Genomic DNA, 20999 nt, shown 5'->3' on the forward strand with positions numbered 1-20999 from the left:
CAAAGGCAGTAACCCCATTCACGGTTGCACAGGTGTACTGAGTGATGGCAAGACAGGTTGGACCGCGCAAAGGCAAGCCTGAGACATTTCTCGGACCTCGAGTCCGCTAATTAGATTAGGACCTTTGCGGCGAAATCCATCGGGGCCGGCGGGCATGCCCGCGATCGAGTCCGGATATAAGTCCGCAACCACCCTCCTCGCCACGCACAATCACCTTGCAAATGGGAGGCGACCATATAAGAAATGTCGCGTTTCCACCCGCCACGCGCCAGCCCCGAACCGTCCGACGCGCGCGGGTCGACTCACTGCCCCTGTTGCTGAGCCGCCTGCTCGATCAACGCGGCGACTTCCTTCGGATGCGACTCGTAAACCGAATGGCTGGCGCCATCGATTTCCACCGTCTGGGCGTGAGCGCGCTTCGCGTACATGCGCTCGAGGTCCGGGTTGATGATCTTGTCCGCCTTCGCAACCAGATAAAACGTAGGCTTGATCTTCCATGCCGGATCCGGGATCTCCGACGCGAATACACCTGCCGCAGTCGGCATTTGTTCATGGGCCTCGAATTCAGCCTGCGCAATCGGAAGGTCGGCGGCAAAATCGCGCGGATAGTCGGCGGGACTCAGGTACAGATAGTCGTCGGCTGTCTTCACGATGTCCTCATGGGGCGTCGCATTCGGATAACGCTTGCCATTCGAGACTTCGGTTTCGCCGGCGTCGAGCGCATGAGCGGCAATGTACACGAGCGACTTCACGTGTTCGTCGTTGCCCGCCTCGGTGATGATCGCGCCGCCGTAGCTATGGCCGACGAGCACGCACGGGTCATCCAGGCTATCGATGACGCGCTTCGTAGCCGTCACATCGTCCTTGAACGACGTCAGCGGTTCTTGCACGAGCCTCACGTTATAGCCGTCCTTCGTGAGAATGTCGTACACCGGCCGCCATCCGGCGCCACCCACAAACGCGCCATGCACGAGGACGACGTTCTTGACGGGCGCGGCCTGCGCTGTCGTAGCGGCGCCGGCAACCAGGCAAAGCGCCGCTGCTGCATGGGCAACGGCAGATCGGAAAGAAGGGAAAGACATGGCAGCTCCTCGGAATGACGCGATGTGAACGAATCGATTAACAACACGGCCAGTCTAAAAAGCTGCCTCGAACGGGAGGGTTACCCAGTCATTACGAAAAAATGACGTGCCCGCGCTGCGGCATCGAATCAAAGGGACGGAAGATTCGTTATTTTCTTGTAATGACTGGGTAACCTTGGCGACCGAAGCGCCTGCCTACACTGCAACCACGCAGTAACGCCTTGCCTCGCTTAGCCATGTTTCAAGTTGCTCGTTCCTAAGCCTGTCTTCGCGTCCATGCACAGTCGATGCTGCGGCTTTCCTTCCCGACTCATCCGCTCTACGGATATATAGGAGTATTGATCATGTCCAGGCTTCTTCTCAGCATTCTCGTCGCGGCTTCTGCGGTCGCCGTCCCGGCATATAGCTTCGCGCAGTCCACTCAACCCCTGACCCGCGCCGAAGTGCATGCGGATCTCGTGCGTGTCGAGCAGGCCGGATACAGCCCGGGCCGCGGCGACGACGTCGACTATCCGGCTGACATTCAGGCAGCCGAGGCCAAGGTCGCAGCGGCACAATACGCGCAAGATCCGGCGCAACGCGACATGGGTGGCGTCTCGATGGCGGGCAGCTCGGCTGCGGGTTCGCGTACGCATACCCCCGCATCGTCCACCTGTGTTGGCCCGGTCAGCTTCTGCATGACGTATTTTGGTAGCTGAATCGCCAACGTAAAGTGTTTAGTGATCCTGTTGAGCCGGTTCGCCTTCCATGGACGGCGAGCCGATCTCGCCCGTTGCCAGGGCAAGCGTCGCCGCGGCAGACAGCGCGGCGCTGTAGCTGTCGGTATACGCGTTCTGCGCGGCGAGCAGTTGATTCTGCGTGAGGAGCGCGTCGGTGATGGTGCCGACGCCGTGCCGGTACGCGGCGAACGCCGCATCGTAGGTCGTCTGCGCGGCCTCGACCAGCGCCTTCGCGGCGTCGTTCGACGCGAGGCTCGTCGAAAGCCCGTTCTGCGCGGCAACGATCTGCCGGACGGCTTCTTGCCTCGTATGGGTGAATTGCGCGGACGCACTGTCCGCATCGTTGCGCGCCTGCATCAGCACGGCGGACCGCAAGCCGCCGTCGTACAGGGGAATCGTCACCCCGAGGAATATGCTGCCGCTGCGACGGCTGCCGTTCAGGTTCACCGTCGCCGCCTGATCGCCGACCGGGGGAATTGCCGTGATCGACGTCGTGCCGGTGCCGTACGCGGCCGCGGCGGAGAGGAATATCTTCGGCATGAAGGCAGATTCGGCCGCGCGGATCTTCGCCTGGTTGGCCTGTTCCAGCGCATAGGCGCCCTGCACGTCCGGCCGCCGCGCAATCGCATCGGTCACGATTTCGTCGACGCTCTGGTGCAGCGCCGGCGTGAGCGTACGCGTCGGCAACGGGGCGATCAGCGGTTTCGACAACGGCGAAATGCCGAGCGCAGAGACGAGGCTCAGATAGCTGTCGCTCAACGCGCCGTCCGCCTGCACCTTCAGGAGATTGGCCTGTGCGCGGTTCTGCGTGGCCTGCGCGACCTCGACCACAGTGCCCACGCCCTGCTTTCGCCGTGCGCGCGCGGCGCTGAGAATGCCGTCCGCGTTGTCGAGCGCCTGCTGCGCGGTATGCTCCCTCGCGCTCGCGGCTTCATACGTGTAGTACGCGATGCTCACTTCGTGGATCACGTGCTGGTGAACGGACGTGAAGGCGACGTTCGCCGCCACGGAAAGCTGTTTGGCCGCATCGAGGCGCGCGCGGCGGCCGCCGAAATCGAATAGCAGCCATTGCAGCGAGAGCACCGAAACCGTGCCGTGAATGTTCGAGTTGGTCGATGTGGTGCCGAGCAGCGGCGTCGATGCCGCGCCGCTCGCCGCTTCGTATCCGCCCATGGCGGTGGCGGTGAGTTGCGGCAAGTAGGCGGTCTTTGCGATGCCCGCTGCGAGCGCCGCATCGCGCGCGTCGTTCCAGGCGATTCGCGTGAGCGGGTTCGTCGACTCCGCGAGATCGATCAGCTCGGGCAGCGTGTACGCGTGGTTCACATCGAGCGCCGCCGCGGGTTCGATCGAAGCGAGCGCGGCGCTGCGCGGCAACGTGTAGCCCGCCTGCGTCGCCTCGCCGGCGCTGCGCGGCGGGCCGGGTACGATGTTGCCGCCGGCATCCGTCTGCGGCTGCCAGGGACGGTCCGGCGCGCCAGGCGCGAGATCGATCGACGACGTCGCACATCCCTCGAATCCCGAGATAGCCAATACGGCAGCCAGCGCGGCGGCCAGGACGATGAGCCGGGGCGTCGGTTCAGGGGCGCGCATCGGTCGTCGTCTCCGTGGCCGAAGCTGGGCGCGTGATCGCGGCGATCTGTCCGAACCGCCTGGCGATGACGCTCTGGAGCGCATCAAGTGCGGGGTCGGCCGTGCGGTCCTCCACGGCCCCGGCGTCTTGCGTCTGCGTGTCGGCGGCATGCTGTGCAGCTTGCATGTGCGCGTCGTCGCCGGCAGCGAGGCGCTGGGCGATTTCACCGAGCCGCGCCGCGCCCGCGCGCCCTGCCGCCAGGACCAGCGGCGCCTCCAGCGCCTCGAGCTCCGCGAGCGCACGCCGCCGGCTCGCCACCCATTCAGGCTCAGGACGCACCCAAGAAGGCTCGTAGTGAATCAGGCCGAGATCCTGGCGCAGTCCGCCGTATTGGGCGAGCGCGCCGCCGGCGAGCGCGCTGCGCGTGCGGGCGTCCGCTGCGCGCGCGATGCGGCTCCACTGCGTAACGAGCGCCTTGAACGTCGCGTCGATCCGGCTGGCGATACTCACGGGCCAGACGCGCGTGAAGACCAGATAGATCACGACGTTGCCGATCAGGATGCCGATCACGCGGTCGCGCGCGAGCGTGAGGTCGAATGCGGGCGCCGCGCCCTGGATCACGCACAGGAAGAAGGCGAACGCGATCTGCATGCCCGCGTAGGCGATCCGTGCGGACCCCATCGCCACCCACGCGGCCAGCCACCCGCCCGCGAACACCAGCCCCATCAGCTCACCCACCGAGGTCAAACGCGGCGTCACGAACACGATCGCCGCCGTGCCGAGCACAGCGCCGACGAGGCAGCCCGCAATACGCAGCGTCAGCTTCTCGACGGTTTCGGCCGTGGTGCTGAGCGACACCATATAGCAGGTGATGAAGCACGTATGAATGCCCTGCCAGTCGAGCTGCTGATACAGCACGTAGCAGAACATCGCCGCAGCCGTGGTCTTCAGCGCGTAACGGACGTGATCGGGATTCGAGAAGGCATCGGCGTCGAAAAAGCCGCTGCGTGCGGCAGGCTCGGCGGCTTTTTCTGGCGCGGGAACCGGCGCTGCGGCGGCCTGCGCCGGCGGTACCGCGAAGCCCTCCAGCGCGGCGCGCAGGTCGGCGAGCACGAGCGCCGGTAGCGCGGCTCCCTCGGGCAGGTCCTGCGCTTCGAGCGTGACATCCACGGGATAGCCGCCCGCCTCCAGCATCGCGGCCATCTGCATCATCGTTTCGGCAAGCTGCGCCGCGCACGCGTCGGGCAGGCGCGCGCCGGGCTCGCTCGCCGCGAAATCCGTCGCGACCAGGATCGCCGTCGTGGACGCCGCCGCCTGGCACAGCGCCGCGCCGTCGCTCGGCGTCAACGTGCCTTCGAGCTTCGAGAGCTTGAGCCACGTGAGGATCTGATGGTCGCCCTCGCGCATGCACGCTTCGAATGCGGCGCGCTCCTCGTCGGTCGCCGTGCCCGTGAGGCGGCGCGCAGCGAGCCTCAGGCGCCGCGCAAGCTGCGCGGTGGCGAGTCGCCGCGGCGACGGCGCAATCACGACGTTCACGACGATCGCCACACCAATCGGAATCGCAACCATCAGCCACGCGTACATCAGGCCGCGCGTCGCCGCTTCGCCAAGCGGCGCGAGGCCGAGTTCGTCGAGCCCGAAGCCGACGATCATCGCCAGGATTGCGCCGATTGGCCGAAGCTTGCTTGCCGACGTGGCGAATAGCAGTCCGAACGACAGGAGCGCCATGCTCGCCACCCGCAGCGGCGGCTGGTCGATCGTGAGGATCGCGAAGATCATCACGATGGCGATGATCACGGTCACGAGCAGCATCAAGGCGAACGACATGACCACGCTCGTCATGCGGTCGGGCCGGTTCAGGAAGAACACGATATAGACGGCGGTCGCGGCGTCGGGCGTGCCGTACCCGGCCGTCACGAGCACCGTGAGCGCGCAGATCAGCGCAATGCGTGTGACGAGCGCGGCGCGCCCCGGAAACGGTGCGAGCAGCTTCGCGATTTCCCGCGGACCGGGCCGCCTGATGTCACCGGCAAGACTGGCCATGCCGGACCTCGACGATCGCGCTGGCGCCGATGCGCACCAGTCTGTTGACCGGCGCGTCGATGCGCACGCGAACCGGGAAGCGTTGCGCCACGCGCACCCAGTTCACCGACTGCTGCACGTACGGCAAGCTGCGCGGCAGGTTCAGACGGTCCGTGTCCACGATCCCGGCGCCGATGCCGATCACCTTGCCGCTCATCGGCTGTCTGCGGTCGATCATCGAGTACACGGTGGCGCAGTCGCCCACCTCGATGGCGCCGAGCGCCGTCTCGCGGAAGTTCGCCACGGCAAACCATTCGCCCGAGTGAATCAGCGTGAAGATGGACTGGTTCGGCGCGACCGTCTCGCCCGCGAGGATCGTCAGGCCCGTCACGTAGCCGTCGAACGGCGCGCGCACGACGGTATCGTCGAGGCCGCGCTGCGCGATGGCCAGCGCGGCCTCGCGCGCATGCAGTGCCGCGATGGCGTCGGTGTCGTCGCCTATCGTCTGCGCAGAGGAGCGCTGCTGCACCTTCGCCTGCGCGAGCGAGACGCTCGCGTCGCGCTGCGCCACGACCGCCTGGTCGAGCTGCTGTGTGGACACATAGCCTTGCGCCGCGAGCGGCCGCAGCCGGTCGACACTGCGCGTCGCGAGATCGTAATTGTGCGTCGCACGACGGGTCTGGTCGGCCGCGATCGTCGCGTTCGACGTCTCGCCGATCAGCGTGCGGCGGCGCGTGGCGAGCGAGGCGCGCGCCAGTTCGAGTTCGGCCTGCGCCTGCGCGACCGCGAGTCGGTACGGCACCGGATCGATTTCGAACAGCACGTCGCCCCGGGTGACATGCTGGTTCTCCTCCACGGGAACGCGTATGATGCGGCCGCCTACGGGGGACGCGACGTGGACGACGTCCGCGTCGATGGACGCGTCGTCGGTGGACGGATAGCGCGACGAGCGGTCGTACGCATACCAAAGCGCCGCGGCGCCGAGCAGGACGATCACGATGGCGATCGCGCGGCCCTTCCATGCATGTCGAGGATTCTGGCCGGCCATTTTCATGTCAGAGCTGCCCCGTTCCCCACAGCCAGACGAGCACCCCGGCGACGATGCCGATCGCGGTGCAGACGGAAAGCTGGTACGGCACCAGGCGAATCCAGCCGGTCGAGATGAATACGCGATGCGCGACGAGCGCGCCCACGATGCCGATCATGGCGCTCACGAGCCAGTACGGAAAGTACGCACCGAAGAGCGACCAGGACGGCGCGCCGCGAGCCACGCAACCCGCAAGCGGCATGAAAGCCAGGAATGAACAAACGACAGCGAGTCTGGGCCATGTACGTTGTTTCATCGCATCTTCAAGGCTTCGTGACTGGAATAAACGCTGAATTCCACTCGTACGAACAACCCATGCGCGCACCGATGGGTTGCGTCCCGCATTCCCGATTCAAGGCAGCCCATCATAGCGCGGTTTGTCGCACCACCGCCCCTGGGGCGCCTACTGGCTCCGGTGCTCGCGCTGCCGCGGGAACACGAGCGTAAAGCGCGTCACCCCGTTGCTGCTGGACGCGTGCCACGTTCCTCCGTGCAGCAACATGATGCTGCGCACGATCGAAAGCCCGAGCCCGCTCGACTCCGAAGAGCGGTGCCGTGACGGATCGGCCCGATAGAAGCGGTCGAAGATCCGCTCGAGATGATGCGGCTCGATCGTCGGTCCGCGATTTTCGACATGGAGTGTCGTCGCCTCCGGTCCTTGCTGCGCCAGGGTCGAGATAGCCGTACCCGGCTCCGCATACCGCAAGGCATTCGCAAGCAGATTGCCCAGCGCACGGCGCAGCAGATCCGGATCCGCGCACACGTGGCCTTCTCCGTGCCATTCGAGGCTCACGTTGCGGTCCTCCGCGAGACCTTCGAAGTACTCCTGCATGCGCCCGAACTCCACGGCAAGCGGCAAGTCCTTGCGCTCGATGGCGTTATCGGCCTGCTCGGTACGCGCGAGAAATAGCATGTTGTCGATCATCTTCGACAGGCGTTGCAGCTCCTCGTAATTCGAGCCAAGAAGCCGCTGGTAGTACGCGGTGTCGCGCGTCTGGCTCAAGCCGACTTCGGTCTGCCCGAGCAGATTGCTGATGGGCGTGCGCAGGTCATGCGCCATGTCCGCCGACACCTGTTTCAGCTGCGTGAAGCCGCGTTCGAGCCGATCGAGCATGCCGTTGAATGCCGCGATCAGCGCGTCCAGCTCGGGCGGCGCGGCGCGTTGCTCGATGCGCGTCGAAAGCGTGCTGATGCCGATCGCCCCGGTTTGCGCCGCGAGAACGCGCAACGGCTGCATGTTGCGGCGCGCGAGGACGAAAGCGAGCAAGGCAACGATGGTCGCGCCAGCGGAGGCGAATAGCAGTATCTGGTTGCGGTATGCTCGCAGCAATTGCGTGCGCTCAGTCAGCAAGCGGCCGGAGATGATCTGCAGGTCCTGTTTCCCCGCTACGTCGTGCGCCGCAGCAGCGACGTAGATGAACGGCGTCCCATCGGCCGCAACCGTATGCTGGACGGCGCCGAGCATGAGCGGCGCGTCCACCGGCACCGGCTTCATGTCCGGCACCGCCCTGTGGCCGGGATTCACCGAAATGAGCGGCGCTTCACCGGGAAAGCCCACGATCAGCAACGATTCCGTATTGCCGAGCATGTTCGCGAACAGATGGGGCTTGTCGCGTATCAGCTCGCGCACGTCGACATCGTTCATCAGCGTGCGAAGCTGGTCCACCCGCGTCACCAGCGCCGCATCGTCGCGCACCATCAGTTGCCGCTCCAGGCCGCGATACAGCAACGTGCCGAGCAACGCCATCGCGGTAAATACGATGAGTGCGTATAACAACGCAAGACGCGTGGTGAGGGAAAGCCGCTTCATGCTTCGTACTCGAAACGATATCCCACGCCGTGAATCGTATGAATCAGACGAACCGGGAACGGGTCGTCGATCTTCTGCCGCAGCCGGCGCACCGCAACATCGACAACGTTGCTATCGCTGTCGAAGTTCATGTCCCAGACGCGCGAAGCGATCAGGGCGCGCGACAGCACCTGAGCTTGATGCTCCAGAAAGAACGCCAGCAGGTTGAATTCCTTGTTGGTGAGCGTCAGGCGCACGCCGCCCCGGTCGACTCGCCGCTTCGGCACATCGACCCGCAGATCCCCGACTTCGAAGACCTGCTCCTCCTGCTTTTGAGGCTGGCCGCGCCGCAGTATGATGCGGATACGCGCCAGCAACTCGGCAAACGAGAAAGGCTTGACGAGATAATCGTCGGCGCCGAGATCGAGGCCCTTCAGCCGGTCTTCGACGGTGCCGCGCGCGCTCAGAAATAACACCGGAGTTTTGGTGCGGGCACCGAGCTTCTTCATGACGGTCCAGCCATCCATCTCCGGCATCATCACGTCGAGCAGGATCAGGTCGTAACCCATCTCCTGCGCGAGGTGCAGCCCGTCGATGCCGTTCGTGGCCACGTCCACTACGTAGCCTGCTTCCGTCAAGCCGTTCTGGATGTACTCGCTGGTCTTGGCTTCGTCTTCGATGACGAGGATTTTCATGGCGTCCGGTCCCTGCACTCTCATGTGCGTTTCACTGATTCTGTGCTCGTTTGCGCCCCTATACCAGCCGGGCGTGATAGCAGTCTAGGCAGTGCGTTCCAACAGGGCCGTTACTCAATCATTACAGAGAAATGACGAAGCGCAGCATGTTTCCTCCCTGATATTTTTTTGTAATGACTCAGTCACGCTCCTGTTTTTGCCGGGCGCCTAGACTGCGAATCCGTTGTGCCGCAGACCGACTTGCGCAGCGCCATTTCCGCGGAGTGCGATTGATCACCGGTACCGCACATTCCTCCAATGACCCAGCTTAGGAATCCGCCATGGAAACCACGCAAAACACGGCCAAACTCCCCCAACGCATGACGATTGGCGACTTCCTGCTGCGCCGCCTCGAGGAAGCCGGTATTCGTCATTTGTTTGGCGTCCCGGGCGACTACAACCTCACGCTGCTGCAGCAACTCCACGATCGCGGTGCGCTGGAATGGATCGGCACCACGGGCGAGTTGACCTCATCCTATGCGGCTGACGGTTATGCGCGGCTCAATGGCCTGGGCGCGCTGCTCGTCACGAACGGGGTCGGCGCCTTGAGCGCACTGAACGGCGTGGCCGGCGCCTATGCCGAGCACGTCCCCGTCATCTGCATCAGCGGTTCGATCCCGCTGCGCTCCATCGATCGCGGCCTGGGCATGCACCACACGATGTCCGACGGCAACTTCGATCACTTTCTGCGCGCCTATGCGCCGGTGACGGTGGCTCAGGCGAGGATCACGCCGCGCAACGCCGTCGTCGAGATCGACCGGCTGATCCTCACCGCCTGGCGGGAAAAGCTCCCGGTCTATATGGAGCTGCCGTCGGACATCGCCTATCTGGAAATCGAGGTGCCGGCTGCTCCGCTCCTTCTTGCCCACGTTCCCGGCGATCCGGAACGGCTGCAATCGTGCATCGCCGCGCTCGCGCAACAGTTGTCCGCTGCAACCGCACCGGCGATCCTCGTGGATACGGACGCCGACCGCTTCGGCGTCGTCCCCGAACTCGTGGCGCTGGCGGAAAAGCTGCAGGCTCCTGTCGCGGTGATCAACGCGGCAAAGGGCGTGATCGACGAGTCGCACCCGCAGTACGCTGGCATCTACGCCGGCAAGGGCAGCGAGCCGGAGGTGCAGGAGACGATCGAGAGCAGCGACTGCCTGCTCGCCGTGGGCTACCGGCCGATCGAGGTGACCACGGGCGATTTCTCGGCAACGCTTCCCGCCCGCACGATCCACGCGCGCGCGCACGCCGTGGACGTCGGCGAAGACAACTATCAGGCGGTGACGCTCAAGGAAGTGCTACGGGGCGTAATCGACACAATCCCGCAGGTTGCGACGCGCGTGCAACGCCCGGCTGACGCGCCAGCCGCCCGCACGCACGTCGAGGCTGCGGCGAAGCTGACGCAAGCCGCCTACTGGCAGGCTGTCCAGGATTATCTGCGGCCCGGAGACGTCCTGTATGTCGACAACGGCACGTCATTTTCCCTGCTCGGCCTGAAACTGCCGCCGGGCTGCACCTTCATCGGATCGATCAACTGGGGGTCGATTGGCTATTCGGTCGGTGCCCTGCTCGGCGCGCTGACTGCGGCGCCCGAGCGGCGCCACGTGTTGCTCATCGGCGATGGTTCGTTCCAGGTCACGGCGCAGGAGTTGTCGACCATCCTGCATCACGATCACAAGCCGGCGATCCTGCTGATCAACAATGGCGGCTACACCATCGAACGCGGCTACCTCGGCAAGACCGAGCCCTACAACGACATTGCGAACTGGGCCTACGCTGACCTGCCGAAGGTGCTCCATCCCGGCGCCGCCGTGCAGTCGTTCGTCGCCAGGACCTGCGGGGATCTGCAAAACGCCCTCGCCGCGCCGAACGACCGGATGATTTTTGTCGAATCGATCATGGACCCCTGCGATGCGCCCGCGGCAATCACGCGAAGCAGCAATCTGGGCGCCGAACTCGACTACGGTCCGCGCGGCCCGCAGCACCGCGAGGGTCTCCAGCTCCGGACCGACGCAGCACAGATCTAGAACAAGAACGCCGCCTCGCAAAGACTCGCGTCTGCGATGGCGGCGTGTGTTATTTCTTGCGCATCAAGCCGGCGTGGGCGAACCGGTTCGAGTGCAGGCAATCAATGCTGCGGAATCTTCCCGCCGAGTTCATCGTCGACGAACGCGCGCACGATATCCTTGAACGACGCGTCGCCTTGCAGGCCCAGCTGGGTCGCGCGCGCCATGTCCCACTGCGCGGGCCAGTTGCCGACGATCTTCTCGACACGCTCATCCGCCTTCCATTCGATCCGTGCCGCGACGGCATCGCCCGCCACGTCGCGCAGCGCGGCGATCATCTCGTCGACTGTCACCGATACGCCCGGCAGATTCACCGTGCGCCGGTTGCCGAGCGCCGAGCCGTCGATCTCGCATCCGGCAACGAGGCATTCTATGGCCTTGCGTGGCGACAGCAGCCACAGGCGCGTCGAACCGCTCACCGGGCACACCGCCGTCTCGCCGTTCAGCGGCTCGCGAATGATGCCGCTGGCAAACGAGGACGCCGCCGCATTCGGCTTGCCCGGGCGCACGCTGATGGTCGGCAGACGCAGCACGCGGCCATCGACGAAACCGCGTCGCGAGAAATCGTTGAGCAGCAACTCGGCGACGGCCTTTTGCGCGCCATACGACGACTGCGGATTCAATGCGGTGTCATCGAGGACGAGCTCGGGCAGATCGCCGCCATAGACGGCGACCGAACTTGTGAACACGACGCGCGGCCGATGCCCGCGCTCGCGGCACACGTCGAGCAGCAGCCGCGACGCGTCGAGATTGATCCGCATACCGAGATCGAAGTCCGCTTCCGCCTGGCCGCTGACGATCGCCGCGAGATGGAAAATCGCCGCGGTCCTGTCGTCGATCAGACGTTCAAGCACGCTGCGCTCGGCAATGTCGCCGACTTCGACATGCACGCGTTCGTCAGCCGGCCCCGGCGCCGCGACGACGTCGAGCAACACCAGTTCGGTGATCGGCTCGCGCTGCCCGTCCGCGCCCTTCAGTTCGCCGCGTGCGAGTAGTTCGCGCGCGAGACGCTGGCCCAGAAATCCCGCACCGCCCGTGATCAGTACTTTCATGTTGCTGTTGTTCCTCAGTGTGTCTGTCGAATGCGCGCAGTTTCGTACGCTCAGATACGCGCCTTCACGTACGGCCGGATCCATCCAAGCCCTTCCGATGTGCCTGCGCGCGGCCGGTATTCGCAACCGATCCAGCCGTCGTAGCCGAGTGAGTCGATTAGCGAGAACAGATATGGGTAGTTCACCTCGCCACTATCCGGCTCGTGCCGCTCGGGCACGCCCGCAATCTGGATATGCCCGATGCCCTTCATGTCACCCTTGAGCTTGACGGCAAGATCGCCTTCAACAATCTGGCAGTGGTAGAGATCGAACTGCACTTTCAGGTTCGGCGCACCGACTTCCGCGCAGATGGCCTGCGCGTCGTCTTGCCGGTTTAGAAAGAAGCCGGGAATATCGCGCGTGTTGATCGGCTCGATAACGACGGTGATGCCGTCCGCCTGGGCGGCCTTCGCCGCATAGGCAAGGTTCTTCAGATACACCTCGCGATGCGCGGCGCGCGATTGCTCCGGCGTGATCAATCCGGCCATCACGTGCAGCTTGTCGTTGCCGAGTACACGCGCGTAGTCGAGTGCGGTCTCGATGCTGCGGCGAAACTCGTCCTCACGGCCCGGCAACGACGCGATGCCGCGTTCGCCCGCCGCCCAGTCGCCCGGCGGCGCGTTGAACAGCGCCTGAGTGAGGCCGTTTTCGTCGAGACGCCGCTTGATATCGACGGCCGGAAACTCATACGGGAACAGAAACTCCACGGCCTCGAAACCGTCGTGCGCGGCGGCGGCGAAACGGTCGAGAAACGCGTGTTCGTTGTACATCATCGTCAGATTGGCGGCGAAGCGTGGCATCGAGGCGACTCCTTGAATACGTTTAGCGGTTCACGAGCCGCGCGGGCGTCAGCCAGACGGCGAGCGCGCCGATCACGAGCATCGCGGCAAGCACGTACATGCCGGACTGCGTGCTGTGCGTGAGATCCTTAAGATAGCCGATCATGTACGGGCTTGCGAAGCCCGCCAGATTGCCGACCGAATTGATGATCGCGATGCCCGCAGCCGCCGTCGCGCCGGACATGAACGCCGTGGGCAGCGACCAGAAGAGCGGCGCGCAGGTCAGCACGCCCGCAGCGGCGATCGACAGGAACGCAATCGACACGGCCGTGTTGTTCGCGAACGAAGCCGCGACCGTGAAGCCGACCGCTCCCGCGAGCGCCGGCCCGATCAAATGCCAGCGGCGCTCGCGACGCTTGTCCGCGCTGTGGCCCATCACGTTCATCACGACGATTGCAACGAGAAACGGGATCGCGCTCAGAAGACCGATTTCGAATGCCCCAGTCACACCCGTCGACTTCACGAGCGTCGGCATCCAGAACGTGAGTCCGTATTGGCCGGTGACGAACGCGAAATAGATTAGCGACATCCACCACGTGCGCGGATCGCGGAACACCGCGCCCAGCGAATGCGACTTCGCTGCTTCCTGCGGTTGCGCGGCGATCTCGTCGGCGAGCAGTTTCTTTTCGCGCGGCGTCAGCCATTTCGCGCTGGCAATCCCGTTGTCGAGATACAGGATCGTCGCGATGCCGATGGCGATGGCAGGCACCGCTTCGATCACGAACATCCATTGCCAGCCTGCGAAGCCGTGATGGGAATCGAAAGTCTGCATGATCCAGCCCGACAACGGATTGCCGAAAATACCCGAAACCGGAATCGCCGACATGAACACGGCAATGATCTTTGCGCGACGATGCGACGGGAACCAGTACGTCAGATACAGAATGACGCCCGGATAGAAGCCCGCCTCGGCGAGACCGAGCAGGAAGCGCAGTGCATAAAACTGCATCGGAGTCCGTACGAAAACGAACAAAGCGGAGAGCAAGCCCCACGTGATCATGATCCGCGCAATCCAGATACGCGCGCCAAGCCGATGCATCAGGATGTTGCTGGGCAGTTCGAAGAGAAAGTAGCCGACGAAGAACACGCCCGCGCCGAGACCGAATACGGTCTCGCTGAACGCGAGATCCTGCGACATTTGCAGCTTCGCAAAGCCCACATTGACGCGGTCCAGATACGCGACCACGTAGCACAGCATCAGAAACGGCACGATGCGCCAGAACACCTTGCCGTAGGTGCGTTCGATTTCGGCCGCGCCGGGTTGCCCGGCAGCGTCGGCGGTGGATGCAGGGCGAACCGATTCCGCCTGATAGCTTGTCATGCGTTGTCTCCTTCGTGGTGGCACCGGTTGCGGGCCGTCCGCTTCGTGTCGGACGGCCCTCCGGCTTTTTGCCTGAGGTGGGTGATACAGAGGGTCCGCGTGGGGGCGCGGGATGCTCGATACGCTCGAACGGGTTTACCAGCGCGCGCCGAATACCGTGCGCAACTCCTCGAGTGCGGTGTCGTCGAGCGGCGCGGGTCGCGGGTGACTCATCAGCCACAAGCGCGCCGTCTCTTCCAGTTCTTCGATCACATACGAAGCCTGCGAAACAGAACGCTCCCATACGACCGGGCCGAGCCGCTCCAGCAGCACGCCGCGTACGCTGTCGGCGAGCGAGGCGATCTGTTGCGCGACTTGCGGATCGCCGGGACGCCGGTAGCGGATCAGCGGAATGTGCCCGACCTTCATCACGTAGTACGGCGTGATGGGCGGCAGCACGTCGGCGTCGCTCCAGACGCCTGCGAGCGTCAGCGCGACGAGGTGCGTCGAATGCGTGTGCACGATGCCGCGCGCTTCGCGGTTGCGCTCGTAGACGCCGCGATGCAGCGCCAGCGTTTTCGACGGCTTGCCGCCCGAGACCGCGTTGCCGTCCAGATCGACCTTCGCGATCTCCGCGGGATCGAGGCGGCCGAGGCAGGCATCCGTCGGCGTGATCAGCCAGCCGTCGTCGAGTCGCGCGCTGATATTGCCCGCGCTGCCGACGGTGTAGCCGCGCTCGTATAGGCTTGCACCCGTCACGCAGATTTCTTCGCGGACCTTCGCTTCGCAGCTGGTGTGAATGGCCGCCGTCATTGCGCGCCTCCGTCGAGCATACGCAGCGCCTTCGCGAAGAAGTCGATCGCGCCGAAGTTGCCGGACTTGAGCGCGAGCGCGAGCGGCTCAACACCGATGGTCGCGGTTGCGGGCACCCCCGGATCGATCTGCTTGCCGATGCGCAACATGTCGACGCCAAGCGCCTGCACCACCGCGCCCGAGGTCTCGCCGCCGGCGACAACGAACTTGCGCACGCCGAGATCGCGCAGACCGCGCGCGATCGACGCGAGCGTGCGTTCGACCAGCTCACCCGCTTGCGCCACGCCGAGTTCGCGCTGCGTCGCCTTCACCTCGTCGGCCGATGCCGTCGCGTAGATCAGCACGGGCTGCGGCTGCGCTGCGTGCATGTGTTCGCGCGCGAAGGCCAACGCGTGTTCGGCGACGGGCTCGCCGCGCGCCGCCGCAAGCGGATCGACGCGGAACGCGGGACGCGTTTCGCGCCATGCGGCAACCTGGGCATTTGTCGCCTTCGACGCACTGCCCGCCAGCACCGCCGACGCCCCGTCGATACGCGGCAGTTCGCCTGCATCGGCGGAATCGGCAAGCAGACCGGCGCGGCGGAAATTCGCGGGCAATCCGAGCGCGACACCCGAGCCGCCCGTGATCAGCGGCAGGTCCGCGCACGCTTCGCCAAGCGTGTAGAGATCGGCATCCGAGACGGCATCGGCGATTGCCATGCGCACGCCGTCGGCACGCAACGCGTCGATCGAAGCGCGCACGGCTTGCGCGCCTTGCGCAACGGCGTCGTAGCGCACGAGGCCGACTTTCGAGCGCGTTTGACGTTGCAGCACGCGCACGAGGTTCGCGTCCGTCATCGGCGTCAGCGGATGATGCTCCATGCCCGACTCGTTCAGCAGCACGTCGCCGACGAACAGGTGCCCGCGATAAATCGTGCGGCCGTTCTCCGGAAACGCGGGACAGGCGATGGTGAACGGCCCGCCGCCTCCGTTGGGTGACAGCGCGTCGAGCAGCGCGTCGGCCACCGGCCCGATGTTGCCTTGATCGGTCGAATCGAAGGTCGAGCAGTACTTGAAGAAAAACTGGCGGCAGCCTTGCGCGCGCAGCCATTCGAGTGCGGCAAGCGATTGCGCCACGGCGTCGGAGGCGTCGATCGTGCGCGACTTCAGCGCGACCACGAGCGCGTCGGCTTCGATGCGCGTGTCGGCGCCGGGCACGCCGATCGTCTGAACGGTGCGCATGCCGCCGCGCACCAGCATGTTTGCGAGGTCGGTCGCGCCCGTGAAATCGTCGGCGATACAGCCGAGCAGCGGCTTGCTTGCAGAGGCGTTCGTGTTCGTCATATCGTTGCGCCCTTCTCGCTTAGCGCTTCGCGGGCACATCGATGCCCGGGAAAATCTTGATGACGGCCGAATCGTCTTCGCCGCCGTGCCCCGCCGTCGACGCCATCATGAACATCTGATGCGCAGCCGCCGACAACGGCAGGGGAAACTTCGAGCGTCGCGCGGTATCGAGCACGAGGCCGAGATCCTTGACGAAGATGTCGACGGCCGACAGCGGCGTGTAGTCGCCGTTGAGAATGTGCGGCACGCGGTTTTCGAACATCCACGAGTTACCGGCGCTGTGCGTTATCACGTCGTAGAGCGCGTCGGGATCGACGCCTTCGCGAAGACCGAGCGCCATCGCCTCGGCGGCGGCGGCGATGTGCACGCCCGCGAGCAACTGGTTGATGATCTTCACCTTCGAGCCCGCGCCATGCTGCTCGCCCAGCCGGTACACCTTGCCCGCCATCGCGGCGAGCACGTCCTCGCACGTGGCGTACGCGGCAGCGGGCCCGGACGTCATCATCGTCATTTCGCCCGATGCGGCGCGCGCCGCGCCGCCCGATACGGGCGCATCGAGCAGTTGCAGGCCGGCCGCTTCCACGCGGCGGCCGAGGTCGATCGCGAAATCGGGCGCAACCGTCGCGCACGCAATCACGACGCCGCCCGGCTTCATCGCCTTGACCGCGCCCTGCTCGCCGAACAGCACCGTCTCCGTTTGCGCCGCATTAACGACGAGCGTGACGACCACGTCGCACTGCGCGCCAAGCTCGGCCGGACTCGCGCAGGCCGTGCCGCCAGCGGCGACGAACGGGTCGAGCACTTCGCGGCGCACGTCGCATGCATGGACATTGAAACCGCCGCGCAACAGCGAACGCGCGACACCCATGCCCATCGCGCCCAGACCGATCACTCCGACATTTCTCGACATACCCTTTCCTTTACGAACAGTGCTGCAGACCGCGCGCCGCGCATCGCGCGAGCACATGCGTTTGAGAAATGCGTCTGCAAACTCAGCAGATCCCGGCTTCGGCCAAACGGCGCGCCGCGTTGTACATGTGCGTTTGCGCGGCATTACGCGCGGCCATCGGGTCGCCTGCGCGGATCGCCGCGGCGATCGCTGCGTGCTCGTCGCGCACCTGACGCGAGAAGTCCTCGCGCAGCGCCTCGTTGCGGCGCGTGACGACCGTGCCCGCTTCGAGGTATTGATTGAGAAACGTCAGCGTCTTCAGAAAGTACGGATTGCCCGTCACGGTGGCGATCGCGCGGTGAAACGCGACGTCTTCGGCAACGCCGTCGCGGCCTTCGGCGACGGCTTCATCGATCTTCCTGAGCGCGGCGTCGATCGCCATCATGTCGGCGTCGGTGCGGCGCATGGCGGCTTCCGCCGCGACTTCGGCTTCGATCGCGCGGCGCACCGCGAGAATCTGCAGCACCGAGCCGCCTTCCATCGCTTCCGCGTAGTCGATGCGCAGCGGCCGGATCGCGCCATGCGCGGCTACGTACACGCCACTGCCCTGGCGCGGTTCGACCACGCCTTCGTTCTTCAAACGCGAAATGGCCTCGCGGATCACCGTGCGGCTGACGCCGAACTCCTGAGCGAGCACGGCTTCCGTCGGCAGCTTGCCGCCGCGTGCGAACGTGCCCTTGTCGATCTGCGCGAGCAGTTGTTGCGCCACGGTGTCGCTCAGCGCCCGGTTGGGAATTTTCTCGAACATATCAGCAGATTTGCCATGTCATAGGGTCATCATACAAATTTTGACACGTAGGAAGGCACCAGGGTGAACCCTGAAGACTGCACGCGGGATCGAAACATTAATGCGTCACGAGACCCGCGGCCTTCATCGCAAGGCGCAGAATCTCCACGGCACCCATCGTCACGCACACGCTGGCGGTCCAGATCGCCAAGAGCCACAGCACGCGCGAACGCCACACCCGCACGCCCTTGCCTCTCGCCTTCTCCGATTGCGTCGTCGTCATGGCGGCGCTCAGTGATAACCTTCGCCCGGCCGAACCTTGCCGCGAAACACGTAATAGCTCCACGCTGTGTACATGAGAATGAACGGCAGAATGAAAAGCGCGCCTACGAGCGAGAACAACTGGCTTTGCGGCGGCGAAGCCGCGTCCCAGAGCGTAATGGAGGGCGGCACGATATGCGGCCAAAGGCTGATGGCGAGGCCGCTATAGCCGAGGAAAATGACCATCAGCGTAATGATGAATGGCATGACCGTTGCCCGGCGCGCGAGCGAGCGCAGCTTCGCGAGGAAACCGAGGATGAGAAGCACCGGTACAGGAAGAAAGAACAGCAGGTTCGGCATCGTGAACCAGCGGTGCGCGATGGCCGGGTGCGCAAGCGGCGTCCAGAGGCTCACGAGACCTATCGCGATCAGCAACGCCCACGCAAGCGTGTGCGAAAGCTGGTACATGTGCGTCTGCAACGGCCCTTCGGTCTTCATGATGAGCCACGTGCAGCCCAATTGCGCGTAGGCCGCAAGCAGCGCGACGCCGCAAAAAAGCGGGAACGGTCGCAACCAGTCGAGCGAGCCGCCTACCCACTCGTTGTTGCGCACCGGAAAACCGTCGATGAATGCACCCAACACCACGCCCTGCGCGAATGTCGCGACGAGCGAACCGCCGATGAATGCGAGATCCCACAAATGCCGCCGGTGCTCGTGGGCCTTGAAGCGAAATTCGAAGGCCACGCCGCGAAAGATCAGCCCAATGAGCATGATGATGAGCGGCAGATACAACGCGCTCAGCACGACGGAATACGCAAGCGGAAACGCGCCATAAAGCCCCGCGCCGCCCAGCACGAGCCAGGTCTCGTTGCCGTCCCACACGGGCGCCACCGTATTCATCATCACGTCGCGCTCTTCCTTGTCGCGCACGGTGAAGAACAGCAACCCGATGCCGAGGTCGAAGCCGTCCATCACGACATACATCATGATGCCGAATGCGATGATCGCGGCCCAGATCAAGGTGATATCGACGCCCATTGAATCGCCTCCATTTCCGTTCTTCGGGTCACTCCTGGGTCGGGGCCCGCTCGACGCGCTCGGGCGCCGCCGACAGCGGCCGCGCCGGCGTGCGCGAGCGTCCCGCGCCGCCTTCCGTCACGCGCTCGCCCTCGTGCGGCTCTGGCCCCTTGCGCACGAGCCGGAGGATATAAAGGATGCCCGTGCCGAACAGCGCGAAATAAACGATGACGAAAAGCGCGAGGCTCAGGCCAACCTGGGCGGGAGGCGTCGGCGAAGTGGCGTCCACGGTGCGCATCACGCCGTAGATCACCCATGGCTGGCGCCCCACTTCGGTCGTGACCCAGCCCGCAAGCAGCGCGATGAGGCCCGCCGCGCCCATCCATTGCGCGAATGCCAGGAACGGACGCGACGAATACAGCTTGCCGCGCAGCCGCAGCAGGAGCGCCCACAGGCCCATCGCGATCATCAGGAGGCCCATGCCCACCATCGCGCGAAAGCTCCAGAAGACGATCGTCGAATCGGGGCGGTCTTCGGGCGGGAACGATTTCAGCGCCGGAATTTGCCGCGACAGGCTATGCGTGAGGATGAGGCTGCCGAGCACGGGAACCTCGACGGCGAAGCGCGTTTGCTCGGCCTTCATGTCGGGCCAGCCGAACAGGATGAGCGGCGAAGGCTGGCCCGGAATGTTCTCCCAGTGACCTTCGATCGCCGCGATCTTCGCGGGCTGATGCTCGAGCGTATTGAGGCCGTGCGCGTCGCCCACCACGGCCTGGATCGGCGCGACGATCACCGCCATCCACATGGCCATCGAAAGCGCGGTGCGGATCGGCGTGTTGTCGTTGCGGCGGCGCAGATGCCATGCCGAACTCGCGCCCACGAAACACGCGGTGGCGAGAAACGCGGCAATGGCCATATGCGCGAGACGGAACGGGAACGAGGGGTTGAAGACGACGGCGAGCCAGTCGACCGGCACCGCGCGGCCATCGATGATCCGGTAACCCTGCGGCGTCTGCATCCAGCTATTGGACGAGAGTATCCAGAACATCGAAACGAGCGTGCCGAGCGCAACCATCGACGTGGCAAGAAAATGCAGGCCCCGCCCCACGCGGTTCCAGCCGAACAACATCACCCCGAGAAAGCCGGCTTCCAGAAAAAAGGCCGTGAGCACTTCGTAAGTCAGCAGCGGCCCGGTGATGCCGCCCGCAAAGTACGCAAAGCGGCTCCAGTTCGTGCCGAACTGCCACGCCATCACGACGCCCGAAACCACGCCCATGCCGAAGTTCACGGCAAAGATCTTCGACCAGTGGTGGTATAGATCCCGGTAAGCCTCACGCCCGGTCTTGAGCCAGAGTGCCTCGAGCACGGCCAGGAAACTCGCGAGCCCGATCGTAATGGCCGGAAAGATGATGTGAAAGCCGATCGTGAAGCCGAACTGGATGCGCGCGAGAATGAAGGCCGTCGTGTTCGAAGTATCCATGCCAGGTGCCCAATGCCAACGTATGCGCCCTGGCATGCATCCTGCGTTCCCGCCGCATGGCCGGTGCGCACAGCTAGTGTTCACTGATTCGTTGAGGACACCCACACCTGCGACGAGAGTGGGCAGCAAAAAGTACGACAAAG

Annotated in this window: 19 protein-coding genes; 2 read left to right on the plus strand and 17 right to left on the minus strand. The window is 64.8% G+C overall.

Annotated features, from left to right (window positions below; all coding sequences use genetic code 11):
* Window positions 1-302 precede the first annotated feature (302 nt).
* Window positions 303-1082 (minus strand): alpha/beta hydrolase, encoded by a 780-nt coding sequence (locus tag M3I56_RS13235; protein WP_254354323.1) that lies wholly within the window; start codon window positions 1080-1082, stop codon window positions 303-305.
* A gap of 344 nt (window positions 1083-1426) precedes the next feature.
* Between M3I56_RS13235 and M3I56_RS13240 the strand changes: the two genes are divergently transcribed.
* The gene (locus tag M3I56_RS13240) at window positions 1427-1780 is read left to right on the plus strand and encodes a DUF4148 domain-containing protein (RefSeq protein ID WP_254354324.1); all 354 of its coding nucleotides are present in this window, start codon (window positions 1427-1429) and stop codon (window positions 1778-1780) included.
* An 18-nt stretch (window positions 1781-1798) separates the two neighbouring features.
* Here M3I56_RS13240 and M3I56_RS13245 read toward each other — a convergent pair whose 3' ends face one another.
* From M3I56_RS13245 to M3I56_RS13270, 6 genes are all read right to left on the minus strand, one after another.
* Window positions 1799-3391 carry a TolC family protein gene (locus M3I56_RS13245; protein ID WP_254354325.1) on the minus strand — a complete coding sequence of 531 codons (1593 nt, stop codon included), beginning with the start codon at window positions 3389-3391 and terminating at the stop codon, window positions 1799-1801.
* Window positions 3378-5414: an FUSC family protein gene (locus M3I56_RS13250; RefSeq protein ID WP_254354326.1), complete on the minus strand. Its 2037-nt coding sequence runs from the start codon at window positions 5412-5414 to the stop codon at window positions 3378-3380. The genes M3I56_RS13245 and M3I56_RS13250 overlap by 14 nt, the downstream gene beginning before the upstream one ends.
* The gene (gene mdtN, locus M3I56_RS13255; RefSeq protein WP_254354327.1) at window positions 5395-6447 is read right to left on the minus strand and encodes a multidrug transporter subunit MdtN; all 1053 of its coding nucleotides are present in this window, start codon (window positions 6445-6447) and stop codon (window positions 5395-5397) included. Before mdtN ends, M3I56_RS13250 begins: the two co-directional genes overlap by 20 nt.
* Window position 6448: 1 nt before the next feature.
* A complete protein-coding gene (locus M3I56_RS13260) occupies window positions 6449-6736 on the minus strand; it encodes a hypothetical protein (protein WP_028207303.1) in 288 nt (95 codons plus the stop codon).
* A gap of 147 nt (window positions 6737-6883) precedes the next feature.
* Window positions 6884-8290: a heavy metal sensor histidine kinase gene (locus tag M3I56_RS13265; protein ID WP_254354328.1), complete on the minus strand. Its 1407-nt coding sequence runs from the start codon at window positions 8288-8290 to the stop codon at window positions 6884-6886.
* Window positions 8287-8964 carry a heavy metal response regulator transcription factor gene (locus tag M3I56_RS13270; protein WP_028207305.1) on the minus strand — a complete coding sequence of 226 codons (678 nt, stop codon included), beginning with the start codon at window positions 8962-8964 and terminating at the stop codon, window positions 8287-8289. The genes M3I56_RS13265 and M3I56_RS13270 overlap by 4 nt, the downstream gene beginning before the upstream one ends.
* Before the next feature lie 359 nt (window positions 8965-9323).
* Here M3I56_RS13270 and M3I56_RS13275 point away from each other — a divergent pair, with 359 nt between their 5' ends.
* Window positions 9324-11018: an alpha-keto acid decarboxylase family protein gene (locus M3I56_RS13275; protein WP_254354329.1), complete on the plus strand. Its 1695-nt coding sequence runs from the start codon at window positions 9324-9326 to the stop codon at window positions 11016-11018.
* Window positions 11019-11119: 101 nt separating this feature from the next.
* On the opposite strand, the gene denD is transcribed toward M3I56_RS13275, so the two are convergent.
* From denD to M3I56_RS13325, 10 genes are all read right to left on the minus strand, one after another.
* On the minus strand, window positions 11120-12109 hold the full coding sequence (gene denD, locus M3I56_RS13280; protein WP_254354330.1) for a D-erythronate dehydrogenase: 990 nt from the start codon (window positions 12107-12109) through the stop codon (window positions 11120-11122).
* Window positions 12110-12159: 50 nt separating this feature from the next.
* Window positions 12160-12948: a 2-oxo-tetronate isomerase gene (gene otnI / locus M3I56_RS13285; RefSeq protein WP_254354331.1), complete on the minus strand. Its 789-nt coding sequence runs from the start codon at window positions 12946-12948 to the stop codon at window positions 12160-12162.
* Window positions 12949-12970: 22 nt separating this feature from the next.
* Entirely contained in the window at window positions 12971-14308 is a 1338-nt protein-coding gene (locus tag M3I56_RS13290; RefSeq protein ID WP_254354332.1) for an MFS transporter, read from the minus strand.
* A gap of 135 nt (window positions 14309-14443) precedes the next feature.
* A complete protein-coding gene (locus tag M3I56_RS13295; protein WP_254354333.1) occupies window positions 14444-15100 on the minus strand; it encodes an aldolase in 657 nt (218 codons plus the stop codon).
* Complete coding sequence (gene otnK, locus M3I56_RS13300) at window positions 15097-16422, minus strand: 3-oxo-tetronate kinase (RefSeq protein WP_254354334.1); 1326 nt, start codon at window positions 16420-16422, stop codon at window positions 15097-15099. Before otnK ends, M3I56_RS13295 begins: the two co-directional genes overlap by 4 nt.
* A 19-nt stretch (window positions 16423-16441) precedes the next feature.
* Entirely contained in the window at window positions 16442-17332 is an 891-nt protein-coding gene (ltnD, locus tag M3I56_RS13305; protein ID WP_254354335.1) for an L-threonate dehydrogenase, read from the minus strand.
* An 82-nt stretch (window positions 17333-17414) separates the two neighbouring features.
* On the minus strand, window positions 17415-18119 hold the full coding sequence (locus M3I56_RS13310; protein ID WP_254354336.1) for a FadR/GntR family transcriptional regulator: 705 nt from the start codon (window positions 18117-18119) through the stop codon (window positions 17415-17417).
* A gap of 97 nt (window positions 18120-18216) precedes the next feature.
* Complete coding sequence (locus tag M3I56_RS13315) at window positions 18217-18381, minus strand: DUF2474 family protein (protein ID WP_254354337.1); 165 nt, start codon at window positions 18379-18381, stop codon at window positions 18217-18219.
* Window positions 18382-18389: 8 nt separating this feature from the next.
* Window positions 18390-19397, minus strand: coding sequence for a cytochrome d ubiquinol oxidase subunit II (gene cydB, locus M3I56_RS13320; RefSeq protein ID WP_254354338.1), 1008 nt, complete (start codon window positions 19395-19397; stop codon window positions 18390-18392).
* Between the two features lie 28 nt (window positions 19398-19425).
* On the minus strand, window positions 19426-20856 hold the full coding sequence (locus M3I56_RS13325) for a cytochrome ubiquinol oxidase subunit I (protein WP_254354339.1): 1431 nt from the start codon (window positions 20854-20856) through the stop codon (window positions 19426-19428).
* Between the last annotated feature and the right edge of the window lie 143 nt (window positions 20857-20999).

Origin of the sequence: Paraburkholderia sp. CNPSo 3281, assembly GCF_024206515.1 — a bacterium.
In the GTDB taxonomy this organism is placed as follows: domain Bacteria; phylum Pseudomonadota; class Gammaproteobacteria; order Burkholderiales; family Burkholderiaceae; genus Paraburkholderia; species Paraburkholderia nodosa.

Bases quoted from the DNA above. Each gene is read 5' to 3' on its own strand.
- M3I56_RS13235 (WP_254354323.1), bottom strand. From the start codon at position 1,082: ATGTCTTTCCCTTCTTTCCGATCTGCCGTTGCCCATGCAGCAGCGGCG.
- M3I56_RS13240 (WP_254354324.1), top strand. From the start codon at position 1,427: ATGTCCAGGCTTCTTCTCAGCATTCTCGTCGCGGCTTCTGCGGTCGCC.
- M3I56_RS13245 (WP_254354325.1), bottom strand. From the start codon at position 3,391: ATGCGCGCCCCTGAACCGACGCCCCGGCTCATCGTCCTGGCCGCCGCG.
- M3I56_RS13250 (WP_254354326.1), bottom strand. From the start codon at position 5,414: ATGGCCAGTCTTGCCGGTGACATCAGGCGGCCCGGTCCGCGGGAAATC.
- mdtN (WP_254354327.1), bottom strand. From the start codon at position 6,447: ATGAAAATGGCCGGCCAGAATCCTCGACATGCATGGAAGGGCCGCGCG.
- M3I56_RS13260 (WP_028207303.1), bottom strand. From the start codon at position 6,736: ATGAAACAACGTACATGGCCCAGACTCGCTGTCGTTTGTTCATTCCTG.
- M3I56_RS13265 (WP_254354328.1), bottom strand. From the start codon at position 8,290: ATGAAGCGGCTTTCCCTCACCACGCGTCTTGCGTTGTTATACGCACTC.
- M3I56_RS13270 (WP_028207305.1), bottom strand. From the start codon at position 8,964: ATGAAAATCCTCGTCATCGAAGACGAAGCCAAGACCAGCGAGTACATC.
- M3I56_RS13275 (WP_254354329.1), top strand. From the start codon at position 9,324: ATGACGATTGGCGACTTCCTGCTGCGCCGCCTCGAGGAAGCCGGTATT.
- denD (WP_254354330.1), bottom strand. From the start codon at position 12,109: ATGAAAGTACTGATCACGGGCGGTGCGGGATTTCTGGGCCAGCGTCTC.
- otnI (WP_254354331.1), bottom strand. From the start codon at position 12,948: ATGCCACGCTTCGCCGCCAATCTGACGATGATGTACAACGAACACGCG.
- M3I56_RS13290 (WP_254354332.1), bottom strand. From the start codon at position 14,308: ATGACAAGCTATCAGGCGGAATCGGTTCGCCCTGCATCCACCGCCGAC.
- M3I56_RS13295 (WP_254354333.1), bottom strand. From the start codon at position 15,100: ATGACGGCGGCCATTCACACCAGCTGCGAAGCGAAGGTCCGCGAAGAA.
- otnK (WP_254354334.1), bottom strand. From the start codon at position 16,422: ATGACGAACACGAACGCCTCTGCAAGCAAGCCGCTGCTCGGCTGTATC.
- ltnD (WP_254354335.1), bottom strand. From the start codon at position 17,332: ATGTCGAGAAATGTCGGAGTGATCGGTCTGGGCGCGATGGGCATGGGT.
- M3I56_RS13310 (WP_254354336.1), bottom strand. From the start codon at position 18,119: ATGTTCGAGAAAATTCCCAACCGGGCGCTGAGCGACACCGTGGCGCAA.
- M3I56_RS13315 (WP_254354337.1), bottom strand. From the start codon at position 18,381: ATGACGACGACGCAATCGGAGAAGGCGAGAGGCAAGGGCGTGCGGGTG.
- cydB (WP_254354338.1), bottom strand. From the start codon at position 19,397: ATGGGCGTCGATATCACCTTGATCTGGGCCGCGATCATCGCATTCGGC.
- M3I56_RS13325 (WP_254354339.1), bottom strand. From the start codon at position 20,856: ATGGATACTTCGAACACGACGGCCTTCATTCTCGCGCGCATCCAGTTC.